A 15,079-nucleotide genomic window follows, 5' to 3' on the forward strand; every position below is an offset into this window, starting at 1 on the left:
ACCATGTCTGACCTATTCCAGGATTACTCCGAGGCCGCCGAACGCACCGGTGCCTACGACGAGATGTTTGCCCCAGGCCAAGAAGCCAGGAAGTCCTACGGGCAGGTCGCAGGGGCCCTTCGGGAGCTTTCCCTCACCGATGTCACCGCCCGCGCCGATTCCATGGCCCGGACGTTCCTGGACCGCGGTGTCACGTTTGACTTCGCAGGTGAGGAACGGCCGTTCCCCCTCGACATCGTGCCCCGCGTGATTCCTGCGGATGAGTGGACTGTCCTGGAAAAGGGTGTCGCGCAGCGGGTCCGTGCGCTGGAGGCCTTCCTCAACGACGTCTACGACAAGATGACCGTGGTTGCCGACGGCGTCATCCCGCGCCAGCTTGTCACCACCAGCGCCCACTTCCACCGCCAGGTTCACGGCTTCGAGCCGGCCGGCGGCGTCCGCGTCCACATCTCAGGGATCGACGTCGTCCGTGACGCTGCGGGAACCTTCCGGGTACTGGAGGACAACGTGCGCGTGCCGTCCGGCGTGAGCTACGTTCTGGAAAACCGACGTGCCATGGCCAAGGGCCTGCCGGAAGCGTTCGGCCAGCAACTGATCCGCCCGGTGGAGGAGTACCCGCGCCGGCTGCTGTCCGCGCTCCGCAAGACGGCACCGTCCGGCGTGGACGACCCGACGGTGGTTGTCTTGACCCCCGGCGTGTTCAACAGCGCGTACTTCGAGCACACCCTGCTTGCCGGCCTTATGGGCGTGGAGCTAGTGGAGGGCCGCGACCTGATCTGCCGCGGCAACCGGGTGTACATGCGGACCACTGCCGGCGAACAGCGCGTTGACGTCATCTACAAGCGGATCGATGACGACTTCCTCGATCCGCTGCAGTTCCGGGCAGATTCCATGCTCGGCTGCCCCGGCCTGGTGAACGCCGCCCGCGCCGGCGGCGTGACCATCGCCAATGCCGTGGGCAACGGCGTCGCTGACGACAAACTCGTGTACAGCTACGTGCCCGACCTCATCCGCTATTACCTCAACGAAGAGCCCGTCATTGCCAACGTGGACACGTTCCGGCTGGAGGAAAAGGAAGCGCGTGAGCACGTCCTGGACCGGCTCGACGAACTGGTCGTCAAACCGGTGGACGGCTCCGGCGGTAAGGGCCTGGTCATCGGGCCCGATGCGTCCAAGGACGAACTCGAAGCGCTGCGAAAGCGCGTCATCGCCGACCCCCGCGGCTGGATTGCCCAGCCGGTCCTGCAGCTGTCTACAGTTCCCACGCTCAGCGGTGATAAGTTTGGCCCTCGGCACGTCGACCTGCGGCCGTTTGCCGTCAACGACGGCGACGACGTCTGGGTGCTTCCCGGCGGACTGACCCGGGTGGCCCTCAAGGAGGGGTCGCTGATCGTCAACTCCAGCCAGGGCGGGGGGTCCAAGGACACCTGGGTGCTCTCTGACTCTCCCCAGGTTCCGGTGGAACTCCTGCCGAGGCCGTCCATCACCGTCCGCGAGCGGGTTTCGGTGTGGCCGGTCGAAAGCAACTGGCGCGACCGCCAGACGGAGCAGCAGCAGTGAGCCGCCGCGCGCTGGCGCAGCCCGCCTTAGTTTCGCCTTTTATGTTCACGCAGATTTCGGACCCGCAGGAGGTAGCCGCAAATGCTTAGCCGTATTGCCGAGTCCCTATTTTGGATCGGCCGCTATGTGGAGCGGGCGGACGGCACTGCCCGCATCCTGGACGTCCACCTTGAGCGGCTCAACCATCTGCCCACGGAGGAGCGCGACAACGTCGCCCGGGAACTCCTGGCAGTCATGGGAGCCCGGCCCGAGGGTGACGAATTCGGCCTTGAGGAGCTGCTGCACGCCCTCGCCTACGACAAACAGAGCGCCACGTCGATCGCCGGATCACTGGGTGCCGCCCGCGAGAATGCCCGCCGTGCCCGCGAGACGGTTTCCTCCGGGCTCTGGGAGAGCCTGAACACCACGTATTACGGCCTGAACCAGCACCGGAAGGACGTAGTGGGCACCTACCGGTACTGCCACTGGGTGCTGGAACGCACCGCCATGGTGAGCGGGCTGGCGGACACCACCGTCAGCCACGATGACAGCTGGCTGTTCCTGGCTCTGGGACGTTCCCTGGAGCGTGCCGACATGACGGCCCGCATGCTCTCAACCCGCGATGTGCTCTCTGCCGGCATGTCATGGGTCAACATGCTCCGTTGCGCCGGAGCCTACGAGTCGTTCCTTCGGACGCGCCGGGCTGCCTTCGGGGACCAGCACGCTGCCGAGTTCCTGCTCCTGGACCGGCTGTTCCCCCGCTCCATCGTCTACGCACTGCGGGACGCGGACGAGTGCCTGGCGAAGCTGGACCCCTCCGCGCAGCGTGTCGGCTTCATCAACGACGCACGCCGGATCGTGGGCCAGGCCCGCACCTTCCTGGAGTTCCACCGCACGGACGACCTCATGTCCGAATTGCCGGAGCACATGGAGCGCGTCCAGAAGGCTGTGTCGCAGGCTTCAGACGCCATTTCCCGTAAGTACTTCAATCAGGCGGACGAACTTGCCTGGGTGGGAGAAGTTTCATGACCCGGCTGAGTATCATCCACAAGACCGGCTACAAGTACAACAAGCGTGTCACGCTGTCCTACAACGAAGCCCGCATGACGCCGCTGACCGATCCGCAGCAGGTGGTGCTGGAGTCGTCCATGAAGGTTGCGCCGTCGCAGGCCGCCATCAGCAGCTATCGCGACTACTGGGGCACGCGGGTCACTGCCTTCGATATGCAGATGCCCCACGAGTACCTGGAGGTGGTCGCCACCACCACCGTAGAAGTGCACCGTGTGGAGCGTGTGCCGGCTGATGGCGACATCGTTGCCTGGGACGTACTGCAGGCACCTGAGACGCTCAACCAGTTCAGTGACTGGATCCCGCAGTCCCGGCTGAGCGGTCCCGGAGTCGAAGTCCTCGGCATCATCCCTGGGATCGTCGAAGGCCGCGACCCCCACGGGGCCGCCATGGCCATCTTCGAGTGGATGCGCGGCGAAATGACCTACATGAAAGGCTCAACCGGGGTTACGACCAACGCGGCACAGGCCTGGGGCCAGCGCCAGGGGGTCTGCCAGGATCTGGCGCACCTCGCCATCGGCGCGCTGAGAAGCTGTGGAATTCCGGCCCGTTACGTCTCCGGTTACCTTCACCCGCGTTCGACGGCGGACATCGGTGAGACGGTGGCCGGCCAGTCCCATGCGTGGCTGGAGTGGTGGGACGGAGAATGGCGCAGCTGGGATCCGACCAACCACAAGCCGGCCGGTGACTTCCATGTCACCGTGGCACGGGGCCGCGACTACCGGGATGTGCCGCCGCTCAAGGGCATCCTGTCCGGAGGCGGCGGCTCCGCGTTGAACGTGAGCGTGGAAATCACCCGCCTGGCGTAGCCAGGCGGCACAGCTTTCTTACGCGTACCCGTTTACTCGTACCCGGACCGGGTGGCGTCGTCCAGCGGTGTCCACCAGGTCAACGGGGGAGTGACCTTAAAGCGCCGGCCGGTAACGGTGTCCGGGGTGATCCGGACAAAGTGTTCTTTCTTCCCGGCCTGCCAGGGGAAGAGAAGCAGCCCAACCGTGTCCAGAACCTCCTGCGGGTTCTTGACCGGGGCGGCCTGCCCTTTGATCACGACGCTCCAGGCGATGCCGGTGTCCGCGTCCACGCCGTCGGCTTCCACGGCCACGGGTGTATCACCGGTGGCCGCCTGCAGCTTCGTGCCGTCGGCCGTGCGAAAGACCAGCGTTCCGTGGTCCACCTTGTAATTGATGGGGAAGATATCCGGGTGGTCCTCGACCCAGACAGCCAGCCGGCCTACCGAGACGCTCCTCAGCAGGCGCCAGCATTCGTGGTTGTCAAGGTTTTCGACTTCGTGCGGGTGGTCAGCCCCCGGTTTCCGATCAGTGCTCATGACGCCGAGCCTAAGCGAGGAAACGTCCGGAAAACTAGGGCCCAAGGACCCCTGCCGCCTCACACGCAAGGTTTCGACCCCAGGATGAAGGCCTTAACGGTATTCTGGCCTCACGACGCCGGAGCGGACGGGCGCGGTCAGGAGTGGGTTGTGGATATGCATGCCGATGGCGACGGTCCCGGACGATATACGGCAGCCAGCGGCACGAGGATCGAAGACCTGCTCAAGGACTTCGTTTCCCGGGCCGGTGAACTCCTCCAGTTCCAGGAGCGCATGGGCGGCCTTCTTGAAGCGGTTGTGGCCGTCGCAGAGGACTTGAGCCTCGATGCCGTCCTGGAGCGGGTTGTCCAGTCAGCCTGCCAGTTGCTGCGCGCCCGCTACGGGGCACTGGGTGTTATCGGGGACGACCGTGCACTCAGCCACTTCATCACCGTTGGTATCGACGGCGAACTCGCCAAGAAGATCGGACCCCTCCCCACCGGTCATGGCGTCCTGGGCTTACTGATCTCGGATCCGCGGCCGTTGCGGCTCCATGACCTGCGGAGCCATCCCGAAGCATACGGCTTTCCCAAGCACCACCCGCCCATGCAGTCATTCCTTGGCGTACCCGTCCGGGTACGCGACGTTGTCTTTGGAAACCTCTATCTGACGGAGAAGGAGGGCGGCGGCGATTTCACGGTGGAGGATGAGGAGCTTGCTGTTGCCCTCGCGGCCGCTGCCGGCGTCGCCATTGAGAACGCGCGGCTCTACGACGACGCCCGGCGGCGTGCGCAATGGCTGGAAGCCTGCATGGATGTGTCAGGGCTGATGCTGGGCACCGATCCCACGTCGTCGGACGGCCTCGATCCCATTGCCGGACGGGCGCTGCGGGAATCCGGTTCCCGGCTTGCGCTGATTGTGGAGCCCAGACACGACGGCCCCGGCTACATCGTTGCCGGGGCGGACGGCACGGACGCGGAACTGTTCTCCGGATTGCCTCTGTCCATGGATTCGGAGGCACTCCAGGGCGTGCTCGAAGGAGGCGAGCCTATGCTTGTGGACAATGCCGCCGACGTTCTGGGGGTGCTGGCGGGGACTGTTGCCGGTCCGCTCCTTGCCGTGGCCCTCAGTACACAGGGCGCGCACCACGGCTTGCTGCTCCTTGTCCGGGATGCGGGAGCCGGGCCCTACGGACGAACCGACGTGGAGATGGGTGCTGTCTTCGGGTCACACGTCGCGTTGGCGCTTGAACTAGCCAGGGTCCACCGGCTGCGGGAAGAGCTTCTGGTCTTTACCGATCGCGACCGCATCGCCCGAGATCTGCATGACCTCGTGATCCAGCGGCTGTTCGCTGCCGGCCTCAGCGTCCAGAGCCTGAACCGCTTCACGAAGGAAGATCTTGCCCTTGAGCGCATCCGCGCCATCACCGGGGAGCTCGACGAAGCCATCCGCAGCCTCCGGGACACTATCTACTCGCTCAAAACCGGCCCCAACGACACTGAACTGCTCAGCGGGCGGCTCCTGCGTGTCACACGAAGTGCTGCCAAGTCAATGCCGTTTACGCCCGGCCTTAACCTGGAAGGTCCGGTGGACTCGGTTCTCCCGGACAAGGCCGAGCATGTGGTGGCCGTGGTGACCGAAGGGCTCAGCAACGCCGTCCGGCATTCGGGGGCAGACTCGATCGAGGTGTCCGTGTCCGCCCTGAGCGGCAGGATGACGGTCCTGGTCACGGACAATGGCCGCGGATTCAACGGTTCATCGAAACGCAACGGACTCAGCAACATGGAGGATCGGGCCAGAATGCTGAATGGCACATGCACCATCACCGGCACGCCGGACGCGGGAACCAGCCTGGAGTGGTCAGTCCCCCTTTAGCGCCGGTGTCCGTCCGAATCGGTCCCGGCGGCGTGGGCCGACGCTGAATGGGCGGCGCCGGAATGCCCTGTCGCTGACGGGGCCGACATCGCGTTGTTGGCAATATACACAGCCGCCTGCGTGCGCCGTTCAAAGCCCAGTTTTGCCAGGAGCGAGGACACGTAATTCTTCACGGTCTTCTCCGCCAGGAACATTTCCGCCGCGATCTGGCGGTTGGTGAGGCCGCCGCCCACGAGTTCCAAGACGCGTCGTTCCTGAGGCGTGAGCCCGGCGATCCTCGGATCCACCTGCTGGGGCGCTACCAGGCTCTCGACGATGCTCGCCGCCACACCGTCGTCGAAGAGTGACTCACCGGCCGCGGCACGGCGCATTGCCCCTATCAGGTCGGTGCCGCCGATCTCTTTGAGGACGTACCCGCGGGCGCCGGCGAGGACCGCACCGCGCAGTGCCTGCTCATCGTCAAAGCTTGTCAGGATGAGGCAGTTCAGGTTGGGGTCGACGGAACGCACGTCGCGGCAGACTTCGATTCCCGTTCCATCCGGAAGGCGGGCGTCGAGCACGCTCACATCCGGATGCAGGGCGGGAATGCGGCGCGTAGCCTCGACAGCGGACCCTGAGCTTCCCACGACCTGGAAACCCTCGCCTTCAAGAAGCTCCTGGAGCCCCCGCCTGACAAGTTCGTGGTCATCGAGGATGAACACACGGATCAGGTCAGTGTGCATGTCCTGAGCGGAGTGGCCTTGGTCTGCCCGAGGAATCATGGTCCTCCTGTCCGGCGGCCGGAGCTGCCATAATCGGTCCGCAACCAGCTTGCCGGTGCGGTGCAGATCCCATTATCGCTGTCTGGACCCGGTTTCCGTCATCCGGCTCTGCAATTCTCGTTGACGGCGCTAAGTGCTGCAAGGGTCCTTGGACCCAGCGGAGCATGACTTTAGGCCCTACCGACGGCCGGACCCCGCCCACATCCTTGAAGGACACCTGCCGGCGTGCCCGTCGGTCCTGCCCTGACAGCCGCCCTCGAGAGGGGAAGCCATGAATGAGTCCAGGGACGCCCGTACGATCGTAGTGGGCGTCGACGGTTCGGATGCGTCCGTGGAAGCCCTGAAACAGGCCCACGGCCTCGCAGGCCAGCTCGGAGCGCAGGTTGTCGCAATGGGGTGCTGGGATTACCCGCCTGTGTACGACGGCTACGTGGCCATGGGGATCGATGACTTCGATGTGCGTGCGGGGGAGATCCTCCAGGAAGCTGTGGAGAAGGCCTTCGGTCCGGAAACGCCGCAGGACGTCGAGGTCCGGCTCGTGCAGGGACGCCCAAGGCATACCCTCATTGAGGCGAGCCGGACTGCTGACATGCTGGTTGTGGGACGACGCGGCCACGGCGGCTTCGGTGGCCTCCTGCTGGGCTCGGTGAGCTCTGCCTGCGTTGCCCATGCCCACTGCCCGGTCCTGGTGGTGCACACCCCCGAAAAGCGGTGATTCAGGAGTCGGCTCCGGCCCTGCGACTCACTCCAAAGCGGCCCGCTACTCGAAGGCGGCGCGCCGGGGATCGGACAGCCGGGTGGTCCACAGGTCAGGCTTCTTGACCTTGAACCGGCGGCCGGTCAGTGCCTTGGGCGCAAGACGGACGTAGTAGTCCTTGTCTCCGGGCTGCCATGGTTCCAGGAACAGGGCATCCACTTCGTCCTTTTCGTCCTGGGTTTCAATCAGTTCTGCTTCGCCACGGGCAACCACGCTCCATGCCATCTCTTCGTGGGCGTCGTAGCCGTCGATTTCGAAAGCCACGGGTTTGGACGTCATGGCTGCCCAGAGCTTGGTTCCGCCCGCTGTCCGGAAGACGATGCTGCGGCGCTGGAGCACGAAATTAACCGGGAAAATCTCCGGGTGTGCATCGACTATCAGGGCGATTCTCCCCACCGTCTCGGTGTCGAGCATAACCCAGCACTGGTCAATGGACAGCTGGCCCTCAGGCGGTGACATCTCGTTCATGTAAACCCACGTTACGGTCCCACCCGGGCGCCCATTAGGGCCATTAGGCCCGTAGCGGCACCCGCAAAGACCCTGCTAGAGGAGATGTGTCTACCAGGGGCTCGGTTTATAGTCCTTGAGGAAGACGCCGTACTGGTCCTCGCCGTTTTCGCCCATGACGATCGGATCGTAGACCCTGGCTGCACCGTCCACGAGGTCCAGCGGCGCGTGGAAGCCTTCCTCCATGAGCCTGACCTTGGTGTAGTGGGGCCGCTCGTCCGTAATCCACCCCGTGTCCACCGCGGTCATGAGGATGCCGTCGGAATCCAGCATTTCCTGCGCGCTGGTGCGGGTCATCATGTTCAGCGCGGCTTTGGCCATATTGGTGTGCGGGTGGCCCGGGCCCTTGTAGGCGCGTGAGAACTGCCCCTCCATGGCGGAGACGTTCACGATGTACTTGCGGTGCGCGGTGGAGCGCTTCATGGCAGCCCGCAGCCGGCTCACCAGCAGGAAGGGTGCAGTCACGTTGCAGAGTTGCACCTCCAGCATTTCCAGCGGATCCACTTCGTTCACCACCTGGGTCCAGCTGTTGATCGTGGCGAGGTCCGGAACCAGGCCGCCGGCGTCGATGGCCGTTCCGGAAGCAATCCGTTCCAGCGATGCGGACCCTGTCGAGAGGGCAAGGGAGGTGATGGCGTCCCCGGCCAGGACCGGGTGCTCCATGACGCTGCTGGCCAGGGCAAGCGGGTGCTTGTCATGGGCGTGGCCGAAGGTCACCAGTTCCGGCCCGCCGTTGGCCGCTTCAAGGGCTGCCGGCAAGGGTTCGTCCTCGGCATCGACCAACGGCTTATAGGCGTTGCCGGACCGGCGGACAGTCTGGGCGGCATTGTTGATGATGATATCCAGCGGTCCTGCAGCGTCCAGCGAGTCGGTCAGGGCCATCACCTGGGAGGGGTCACGGAGGTCGATGCCCACAATCCTGAGCCGGTGGAGCCAGTCCCCGCTGTCCTCCATCGCCGCGAAGCGACGCGCGGCATCCTTCGGGAACCGTGTGGTGATGGTGGTGTGTGCTCCGTCGCGGAGCAGCCGTAGTGCGATGTACATGCCGATTTTCGCGCGGCCGCCGGTAAGCAGCGCGCGGCGGCCTGTGAGGTCCGTGCGCGCATCACGCTTGCTGTGGCTGAATGCGGCACATTCAGGACACAGCTGGTGGTAAAAGGCGTCAACCTGCGTGTAGTGGTTCTTGCAGATGTAGCAGGGGCGCGACCTGATGAGGTGCCCGGCGACCTTGCCCGTTGCTGAAGCCTCCAGCTTGTTCCCGCGCGTTTCGTCATCGATGCGGTCGGGAGCAGCCGTTGCCGTCTGTGCGATCACGGCGCGGTCAGACTCCGCGATCAGGTCCCGCTTGGTGACCCGGCGGTGGCGTTTGACAGCCTTGAACATCTTGCCGGTGGCGCGGCGTACCGAGACGTAGTCAGGGTGTTCCTCGTCGTAGGCATGGATGGTGTTGAGAACCTTGACGCAGGCCTGGATGTCCTCAGGCGTCAAATCGGGGGTGTTCATTGGTCCAATTTTACAGCCTGTGAATCCCGCGGCCTGCCGTCAAGGTTCAGCGGTGGCGGATAGCCCTTAGTCGGTGACAGTCACGCCCAGTGCCGCGGCGTGGGCTTCTCCCACCTTGGCCACGGAGTCCCGCGCAGACGGGTAGTTTTCGGTAGCTGCCTTAATCGCGTTGGGGACCAAATGAAGGTTGGCCGCCGACAGTGCGCGTTCAGCTTCGTCCGGCTCCGGGACTTCCTGGCCCTTCGACAGCACCGTAATGCCCGAGTCCGTGACTTTGAAGCCGCGGGCGCGGTCACGTTCGGGATCCAGCCCGATGGCTGCACCGGCGGGCACCTTGACGTTCTTGTCGATGATGGCACGATGAACCACGGCACCCTCGCCGATCTGGACCTTGTCCATGAGCACCGAATCCACCACACGGCTCGAGGTGCCCACGTAGACGTCGTTGGACAGGACCGAACCCTCCACGATGCCGCCGGAGATCACTACGCCGCTGGCCACGATCGAGTCGAGGGCCGTACCTACGGTGTTTCCCTGGCCGCGAACGAACTTTGCCGGCGGTGAAATGCTCTGCCGGGTGTAAATGGGCCAATCCGAGTTGTACAGGTTGAAGACCGGCATCGGCGAAATAAGGTCCATGTGGGCGTCGTAGAAGGAGTCGATGGTTCCGACATCGCGCCAGTACGTGCGGTCCCGCTCCGTCGAACCCGGAATATCGTTCAGCGTGAAGTCGTAGACGCCCGCTTCGCCCTTGTTGACGAAGTACGGGATGATGTCCCCGCCCATGTCGTGCTTGGTGTCGAGTCGCTCGGCATCCACGTGCAGTGCGTCCACCAGGGCATCGGCATCGAACACATAATTTCCCATGGACGCCAGGAACTGCGTCGGGTCGGCGGCAAGGCCGGGGGTCGAGGAAGGCTTCTCGACAAAGGCCGCGATCTTCTGGGGATCGTTCTGGTCCACCTCGATCACGCCGAACTGGTCTGCCATGTTCAGGGGCTGGCGGACCGCGGCCACGGTGGCCTTGGCGCCACTTGCAACATGCTGTTCCACCATTTGGGCGAAATCCATGCGGTAGACGTGGTCTGCGCCCACCACGACCACAATGTCGGGGTTGGCGTCATGGATCAGGTTCAGGGATTGGTAAATGGCGTTGGCGCTACCAAGGAACCAGCTCTTGCCGACGCGCTGCTGTGCGGGGACGGAGGCAATGTAGTTTCCCAACTGGGTGGACATTCGCCACGTTTCGGAAATGTGCCGGTCAAGGCTGTGGGATTTATATTGCGTAAGCACCACAATCTGCAAATACCGGGAATTCACCAGGTTGGACAGCGCAAAGTCGATCAGCCGGTAGCTTCCGGCAAAAGGCACGCCGGGTTTGGCCCTGTCAGCCGTCAATGGCATCAGACGGTTACCCTCGCCGCCCGCGAGGACAATAGCCAGGACTTTCTTATTCAACGGCATGGTGGTCGCTCCTGTACGCCTTCGTATCTTCCCCAAAAGTCCGGCACGCCCGGACTCCTTCACACTAGAACAGATACGCCGTAAGGACTACCTTGGGTATCGTGCGAATAGACATTGTGACTAAAGAGTTCCCGCCCGAGATTTACGGCGGCGCCGGGGTCCATGTGGCCGAATTGAGCCGTGTGCTGGCCAAGCATGTGGATTTGCAGGTGCGGGCCTTCGGGGCGCCCCGGGATCCCGACTACCACGGGGCGAAGGTGACGTCCTACTCCGTTCCGGAGGATCTGGGTGCGGCCAACGCCGCCGTCCAGACGCTCGGAGTGGATCTGCGGATCGTGCCGGACATTGCGGGGGCGGACCTTGTGCATTCGCACACGTGGTATGCCAACATGGCGGGCCACCTTGCGTCGCTGCTGCACGGCATCCCGCACGTGTTGAGCGCCCACAGCCTGGAGCCGCTGCGTCCGTGGAAGGCCGAGCAGCTCGGCGGTGGCTACGCCCTGTCGTCCTGGGTGGAAAAGACCGCCTACGAGGCCGCGGCAGCCATCATCGCGGTCTCCGAAGGAATGCGCCAGGACATTCTGCGCAGTTACCCGGAAGTCGATCCGGCCAAGGTCCGCGTGGTGCACAACGGCATTGACGTCGAACTCTGGACCCGCGACGAAGGCGATGACGCCATCCGCGCCCTGGGAATCGATCCTGAACTGCCCAGCGTCGTATTCGTAGGCCGCAACACGCGCCAGAAGGGCGTTCCCTACCTGCTCCGTGCTGCCGCGAAACTGCCGGCCAACGTCCAGCTTGTCCTGTGCCTCGGCGCGGCGGACACTCCGGAACTCGCCGCGGAAACCGCCCGCCTCATCGAGGAACTTCAGAGCCAGCGCACCGGCGTCGTCCTTGTTGAACGGATGTTGCCCCGCAATGAACTGATCCAGGTGCTCAGCCACGCAACCGCGTTCGCCTGCCCTTCCATCTACGAGCCCCTGGGCATCGTCAACCTGGAAGCCATGGCCTGCGGCGCGGCCGTCGTGGCAAGCGCCACCGGCGGGATCCCCGAGGTTGTCCAGCACGGTGAAACCGGACTGCTGGTGGAGCTGGAGCAGGTCACCGACGGTACCGGAACGCCGCTGGATCCGGAGAAGTTCGTCAACGAGTTCGCGGCTGCCCTCACCGAAGTGGTGTCCGATCCCGAGCGGGCGCGCGTCATGGGCCAGGCGGGGCGGCGCCGCGCGGAGGAGCACTTCTCCTGGGAGTCCATTACGGAAACCACCCTCGAGGTGTACCGCTCGGTCCTTGCCTGATTCGGAATAAACAACGACGGCGCCGCTCCCGGTAACGGGGGCGGCGCCGTCGCTGTTTCCGACGTTCAGTGGCGAAAGGCAGTGGAACTAGCGGCGCGGAGCCTTGGCATCACGTGCCTGCCGGGCCACGAGGACCTTTTCGTCAACGGGGGCCTTGCCGTCGGCGCGCTGCGTCCGGAAATACGAACGTGCCTCATCCTGCCGGGCCTGTTCGGCGCCGGTCGCAATTGCTGCACGGAGGTGCTCCGGGCCGTAGCCGAAGGCGTCCACCAGATCCAGGGCGTGGGGCCGGATCTTGACCAGGAGGCGGTTGATGTAGTCGCCCACGGTGCGGGCACGCTGCATCGACAGGCGCCCGTTCATGAGGTACCAGGACAGGTTCTTCTCGATGAGCGAAAGTCCGAACAGGTCCCGGAGCCACGTCAGCACCCGCTTCGTGCCCGGGTCCTGCACGTCGGCCAGGGCTTCCGTGAAGGCTTCCCACTGCAGCAGTTCCGCGTGCGCCTGCGCCGCTTCGATCAGCTCATGCTGATGTTCGTTGAAGGCGACAGCGGCCTTCTGCTGCGGCAGCTTGTTGGTCCCCTTCAGCGCGGCACCGGCCTCGGCAACCATGGTCTGCACCCGGTCGGTCAGCAGTAACCGCTGCGTGCCCTCGTCCCGCAGCGCAATGGCTGCCTTCTGGACCGAGCCCGTGTCGGCCACGAACTGGGCAACCTGGCGAAGGCCCGTCCGGTGGACTGCGGTGCCGGCGGCCTGGCTCACCACGTAACGGGCCAGGACCCCGACATCGACGCTGCGGAATTCCTTCGCGTAATCCGCGAGGAGCCGCTTGGCCACAAGCTGCAGCAGCACCGTGTTGTCACCTTCGAAGGTGACATAGACGTCCAGGTCGGCGCGCAAGGATGCAAAGCGGTTCTCAATCAGGAACCCGGCGCCCCCGCATGCTTCGCGGCATTCCTGCAAGGTGTCCAGGGCGTGCCACGTGCTGAGCGGTTTGAGCGCGGCCGCCAGTGTCTCCAGGTCCTGCCGGTCCTCGTCCGTGTCATGTGCACCGGAGAAGACGTCGTCGAATTTCTGCAACAGTTGCTCGTGGGCGAAGCCCGCAGCGTAAGTTGTGGCAAGCCGGGTGAAAAGCCGCCGCTGATGGCGCTGGTAGTCCAGCAGCACTTCCTCGTCAGTGTGGGAGGAGGCATTGAACTGGCGGCGTTCGGTGGCGTACTGGATGGCCGTCTTGAGGGCGAGCTTGCTGGCAGCCACCGCGGCGCCGTCAAGGGAGACCCGGCCCTGGACCAGGGTTCCCAGCATGGTGAAGAATCGGCGGCCAGGGCTGGCGATGGGGGAGGTGTAGCTGCCGTCAGCGTCTACGTTGCCGTAGCGGTTGAGCAGGTTGGTCCGTGGAATGCGGACGTTGTCGAAATGCAGCCGCCCGTTGTCAATGCCGTTGAGCCCGCCCTTGACGCCGTCGTCCTCCCCGCCGATGCCCGGAAGGAATTTCTTCGTTTCCGGATCCCGCAGGTCAACGTAGAAGGCGTGAACGCCATGGTTCACTCCGTTCGTGACGAGCTGGGCGAACACCACGGCGCCGAGTCCGTCTATTGCGGCGTTGCCGATGTAGTCTTTCCACGCGGCCCGGAAGGGGGTGTGGATGATGAACTCCTGGGCGGCCGGGTCAAAGGTTGCCGTGGTGGCGATGCTGGCAACATCGGAGCCGTGGCCTGTTTCCGTCATCGCGAAGCAGCCGGGGATGTCCAGGTTCATGATGCCCGGCAGCCACTTGGCGTGGTGCTCCCCGGTGCCAAGGTGCATGACGGCTGATCCGAAAAGCCCCCACTGGACGCCGGCCTTGATCTGGAGCGACGGATCGGCGGTGACGAGTTCCTCGAACCCGGCGATGTTGCCGCCGTGGTCATCGGAGCCGCCCAGCGACGCAGGAAAGGCGCGGTGGACGGCGCCGTTTTCCACCAGGTACTTGAGTTGGCCGAAAGTGCGCTTGCGGTGCTCCGTATGGGTAAGGCCCTCGGTCTTGTGCAGTTCGGGCAGGCCCGACAGTTCGCGCGAGTGCCGGCGGATGTGCGCCCACTTCCCCAGCAGCTGCTCGCCCAGGGCGGCGACGTCGACGGCGGGGGCCGCCGGGGCCGGGTGGTTTGTGCGGCCCGCGGGGCGGCGGCCTGCCTGGCTGGCGGGGCGGTCAACTACGTCAGTCATGTCGATTCCTTCTTTGGTTCTGACAATTCACTCAGGGTTTGGATTGTGGGGGTCCAGTGTTTTCAGCTCGGGGGCAATGCCGACGCACAGCCAGGCGGTGATCTGGCGGGCCATGGTTTCCTGGTCCGGTTTGGCCGGGGAGTCCGGCGTGCCGAGCCATTGCTCGCCGGCGTTCCGGACAAGCCCGATCGCAGCGGTGGGCCAATAGCCGATGACGGCTTCCTTCCCGGCGCCCAGGTGGGCGCGCATGGGGCGCGCGATCATGTCCCGGACCTCTTCGAAGAAGTGGCCCAGGGCCCCGGCAGCCGCGATGCCCCCGGGGGCCGTCTCCGGCTCGCCGGCGGAGTAGGTGGTGACGAATGTGTAGACATTGGGACTGGTCTCCGCCATTTGAAGGTAGGCGGACACCATGGCCAGAAGCCCCTCCCGTGGCGTTTGCGCTCCCTGGGCAGCCTCGTGGATACGGCGCTGCATCTGGCTGATCACCACTTCGCCCACAGCCTGCTGGAGCCCCGCCTTGTCGCCGAAATAGCGGTAGAACACAGACTTGGACGTTCCGGCTGCGGCGGCGATGTCCTCCATGGATGCGTCACTGCCCAGCGCATGGACCGCTTTCCGCGCTGACTTGATGAGCTCGCGCCGGCGCTCTTCCCGGTGGGACTGCCAGCGGGCCGCGCGTCCATCAATCGTGCTCCCGCCCTCGGGGCTGTCGGGCGCCGGGTTGGCGGTCGCGGGGGTGCCGCCCTCGGGAGCGGCAGGATCAATGGGAGGCATGTTCACGATACCCAGCGTATCA

13 protein-coding genes are annotated in these 15,079 nt (G+C 64.8%); 6 read left to right on the forward strand and 7 right to left on the reverse strand.

Annotated features, from left to right (window positions below; genetic code table 11):
• Positions 1 to 3 precede the first annotated feature (3 nt).
• The 3 genes from Q8Z05_RS18605 (at position 4) to Q8Z05_RS18615 (ending at position 3,416) form a co-directional block, all read left to right on the forward strand.
• Entirely contained in the window at positions 4 to 1,560 is a 1,557-nt protein-coding gene (locus Q8Z05_RS18605; protein ID WP_305943626.1) for a circularly permuted type 2 ATP-grasp protein, read from the forward strand.
• Between the two features lie 81 nt (positions 1,561 to 1,641).
• Entirely contained in the window at positions 1,642 to 2,568 is a 927-nt protein-coding gene (locus Q8Z05_RS18610) for an alpha-E domain-containing protein (protein WP_305941037.1), read from the forward strand.
• Positions 2,565 to 3,416: a transglutaminase family protein gene (locus Q8Z05_RS18615; protein ID WP_305941038.1), complete on the forward strand. Its 852-nt coding sequence runs from the start codon at positions 2,565 to 2,567 to the stop codon at positions 3,414 to 3,416. The genes Q8Z05_RS18610 and Q8Z05_RS18615 overlap by 4 nt, the downstream gene beginning before the upstream one ends.
• A 32-nt stretch (positions 3,417 to 3,448) precedes the next feature.
• Here Q8Z05_RS18615 and Q8Z05_RS18620 read toward each other — a convergent pair whose 3' ends face one another.
• Positions 3,449 to 3,934, reverse strand: coding sequence for a pyridoxamine 5'-phosphate oxidase family protein (locus Q8Z05_RS18620; protein WP_305941039.1), 486 nt, complete (start codon positions 3,932 to 3,934; stop codon positions 3,449 to 3,451).
• Positions 3,935 to 4,090: 156 nt separating this feature from the next.
• On the opposite strand from Q8Z05_RS18620, the gene Q8Z05_RS18625 reads away from it, so the two are divergent.
• Positions 4,091 to 5,788 (forward strand): GAF domain-containing sensor histidine kinase, encoded by a 1,698-nt coding sequence (locus tag Q8Z05_RS18625; protein WP_305943627.1) that lies wholly within the window; start codon positions 4,091 to 4,093, stop codon positions 5,786 to 5,788.
• Here Q8Z05_RS18625 and Q8Z05_RS18630 read toward each other — a convergent pair.
• A complete protein-coding gene (locus Q8Z05_RS18630) occupies positions 5,785 to 6,549 on the reverse strand; it encodes a response regulator (RefSeq protein ID WP_371745884.1) in 765 nt (254 codons plus the stop codon). The two genes, Q8Z05_RS18625 and Q8Z05_RS18630, sit on opposite strands and share 4 nt — an antisense overlap.
• 271 nt (positions 6,550 to 6,820) lie before the next feature.
• On the opposite strand from Q8Z05_RS18630, the gene Q8Z05_RS18635 reads away from it, so the two are divergent.
• On the forward strand, positions 6,821 to 7,264 hold the full coding sequence (locus Q8Z05_RS18635) for a universal stress protein (protein ID WP_305941041.1): 444 nt from the start codon (positions 6,821 to 6,823) through the stop codon (positions 7,262 to 7,264).
• Between the two features lie 45 nt (positions 7,265 to 7,309).
• Here the strand turns inward: Q8Z05_RS18635 and Q8Z05_RS18640 are convergent, their stop codons facing one another.
• The 3 genes from Q8Z05_RS18640 to glgC all read right to left on the reverse strand — a co-directional run bounded on the left by Q8Z05_RS18640 (position 7,310) and on the right by glgC (position 10,780).
• Positions 7,310 to 7,774, reverse strand: coding sequence for a pyridoxamine 5'-phosphate oxidase family protein (locus Q8Z05_RS18640; RefSeq protein ID WP_305941042.1), 465 nt, complete (start codon positions 7,772 to 7,774; stop codon positions 7,310 to 7,312).
• A 90-nt stretch (positions 7,775 to 7,864) separates the two neighbouring features.
• Positions 7,865 to 9,316, reverse strand: coding sequence for an SDR family NAD(P)-dependent oxidoreductase (locus Q8Z05_RS18645; protein ID WP_305941043.1), 1,452 nt, complete (start codon positions 9,314 to 9,316; stop codon positions 7,865 to 7,867).
• 66 nt (positions 9,317 to 9,382) lie between these two features.
• Positions 9,383 to 10,780: a glucose-1-phosphate adenylyltransferase gene (gene glgC / locus Q8Z05_RS18650; RefSeq protein ID WP_305941044.1), complete on the reverse strand. Its 1,398-nt coding sequence runs from the start codon at positions 10,778 to 10,780 to the stop codon at positions 9,383 to 9,385.
• A 101-nt stretch (positions 10,781 to 10,881) separates the two neighbouring features.
• On the opposite strand from glgC, the gene glgA reads away from it, so the two are divergent.
• A complete protein-coding gene (gene glgA / locus Q8Z05_RS18655; RefSeq protein ID WP_305941045.1) occupies positions 10,882 to 12,078 on the forward strand; it encodes a glycogen synthase in 1,197 nt (398 codons plus the stop codon).
• An 87-nt stretch (positions 12,079 to 12,165) separates the two neighbouring features.
• Here the strand turns inward: glgA and Q8Z05_RS18660 are convergent, their stop codons facing one another.
• Together Q8Z05_RS18660 and Q8Z05_RS18665 are read right to left on the reverse strand one after the other, a co-directional pair.
• Entirely contained in the window at positions 12,166 to 14,283 is a 2,118-nt protein-coding gene (locus tag Q8Z05_RS18660) for an acyl-CoA dehydrogenase family protein (RefSeq protein ID WP_305941046.1), read from the reverse strand.
• Between the two features lie 27 nt (positions 14,284 to 14,310).
• Positions 14,311 to 15,063 carry a TetR/AcrR family transcriptional regulator gene (locus tag Q8Z05_RS18665; RefSeq protein ID WP_371745885.1) on the reverse strand — a complete coding sequence of 251 codons (753 nt, stop codon included), beginning with the start codon at positions 15,061 to 15,063 and terminating at the stop codon, positions 14,311 to 14,313.
• Positions 15,064 to 15,079: the final 16 nt, after the last annotated feature.

It is taken from the genome of Arthrobacter oryzae (genome assembly GCF_030718995.1).
In the GTDB taxonomy this organism is placed as follows: Bacteria; Actinomycetota; Actinomycetes; order Actinomycetales; family Micrococcaceae; genus Arthrobacter; species Arthrobacter oryzae_C.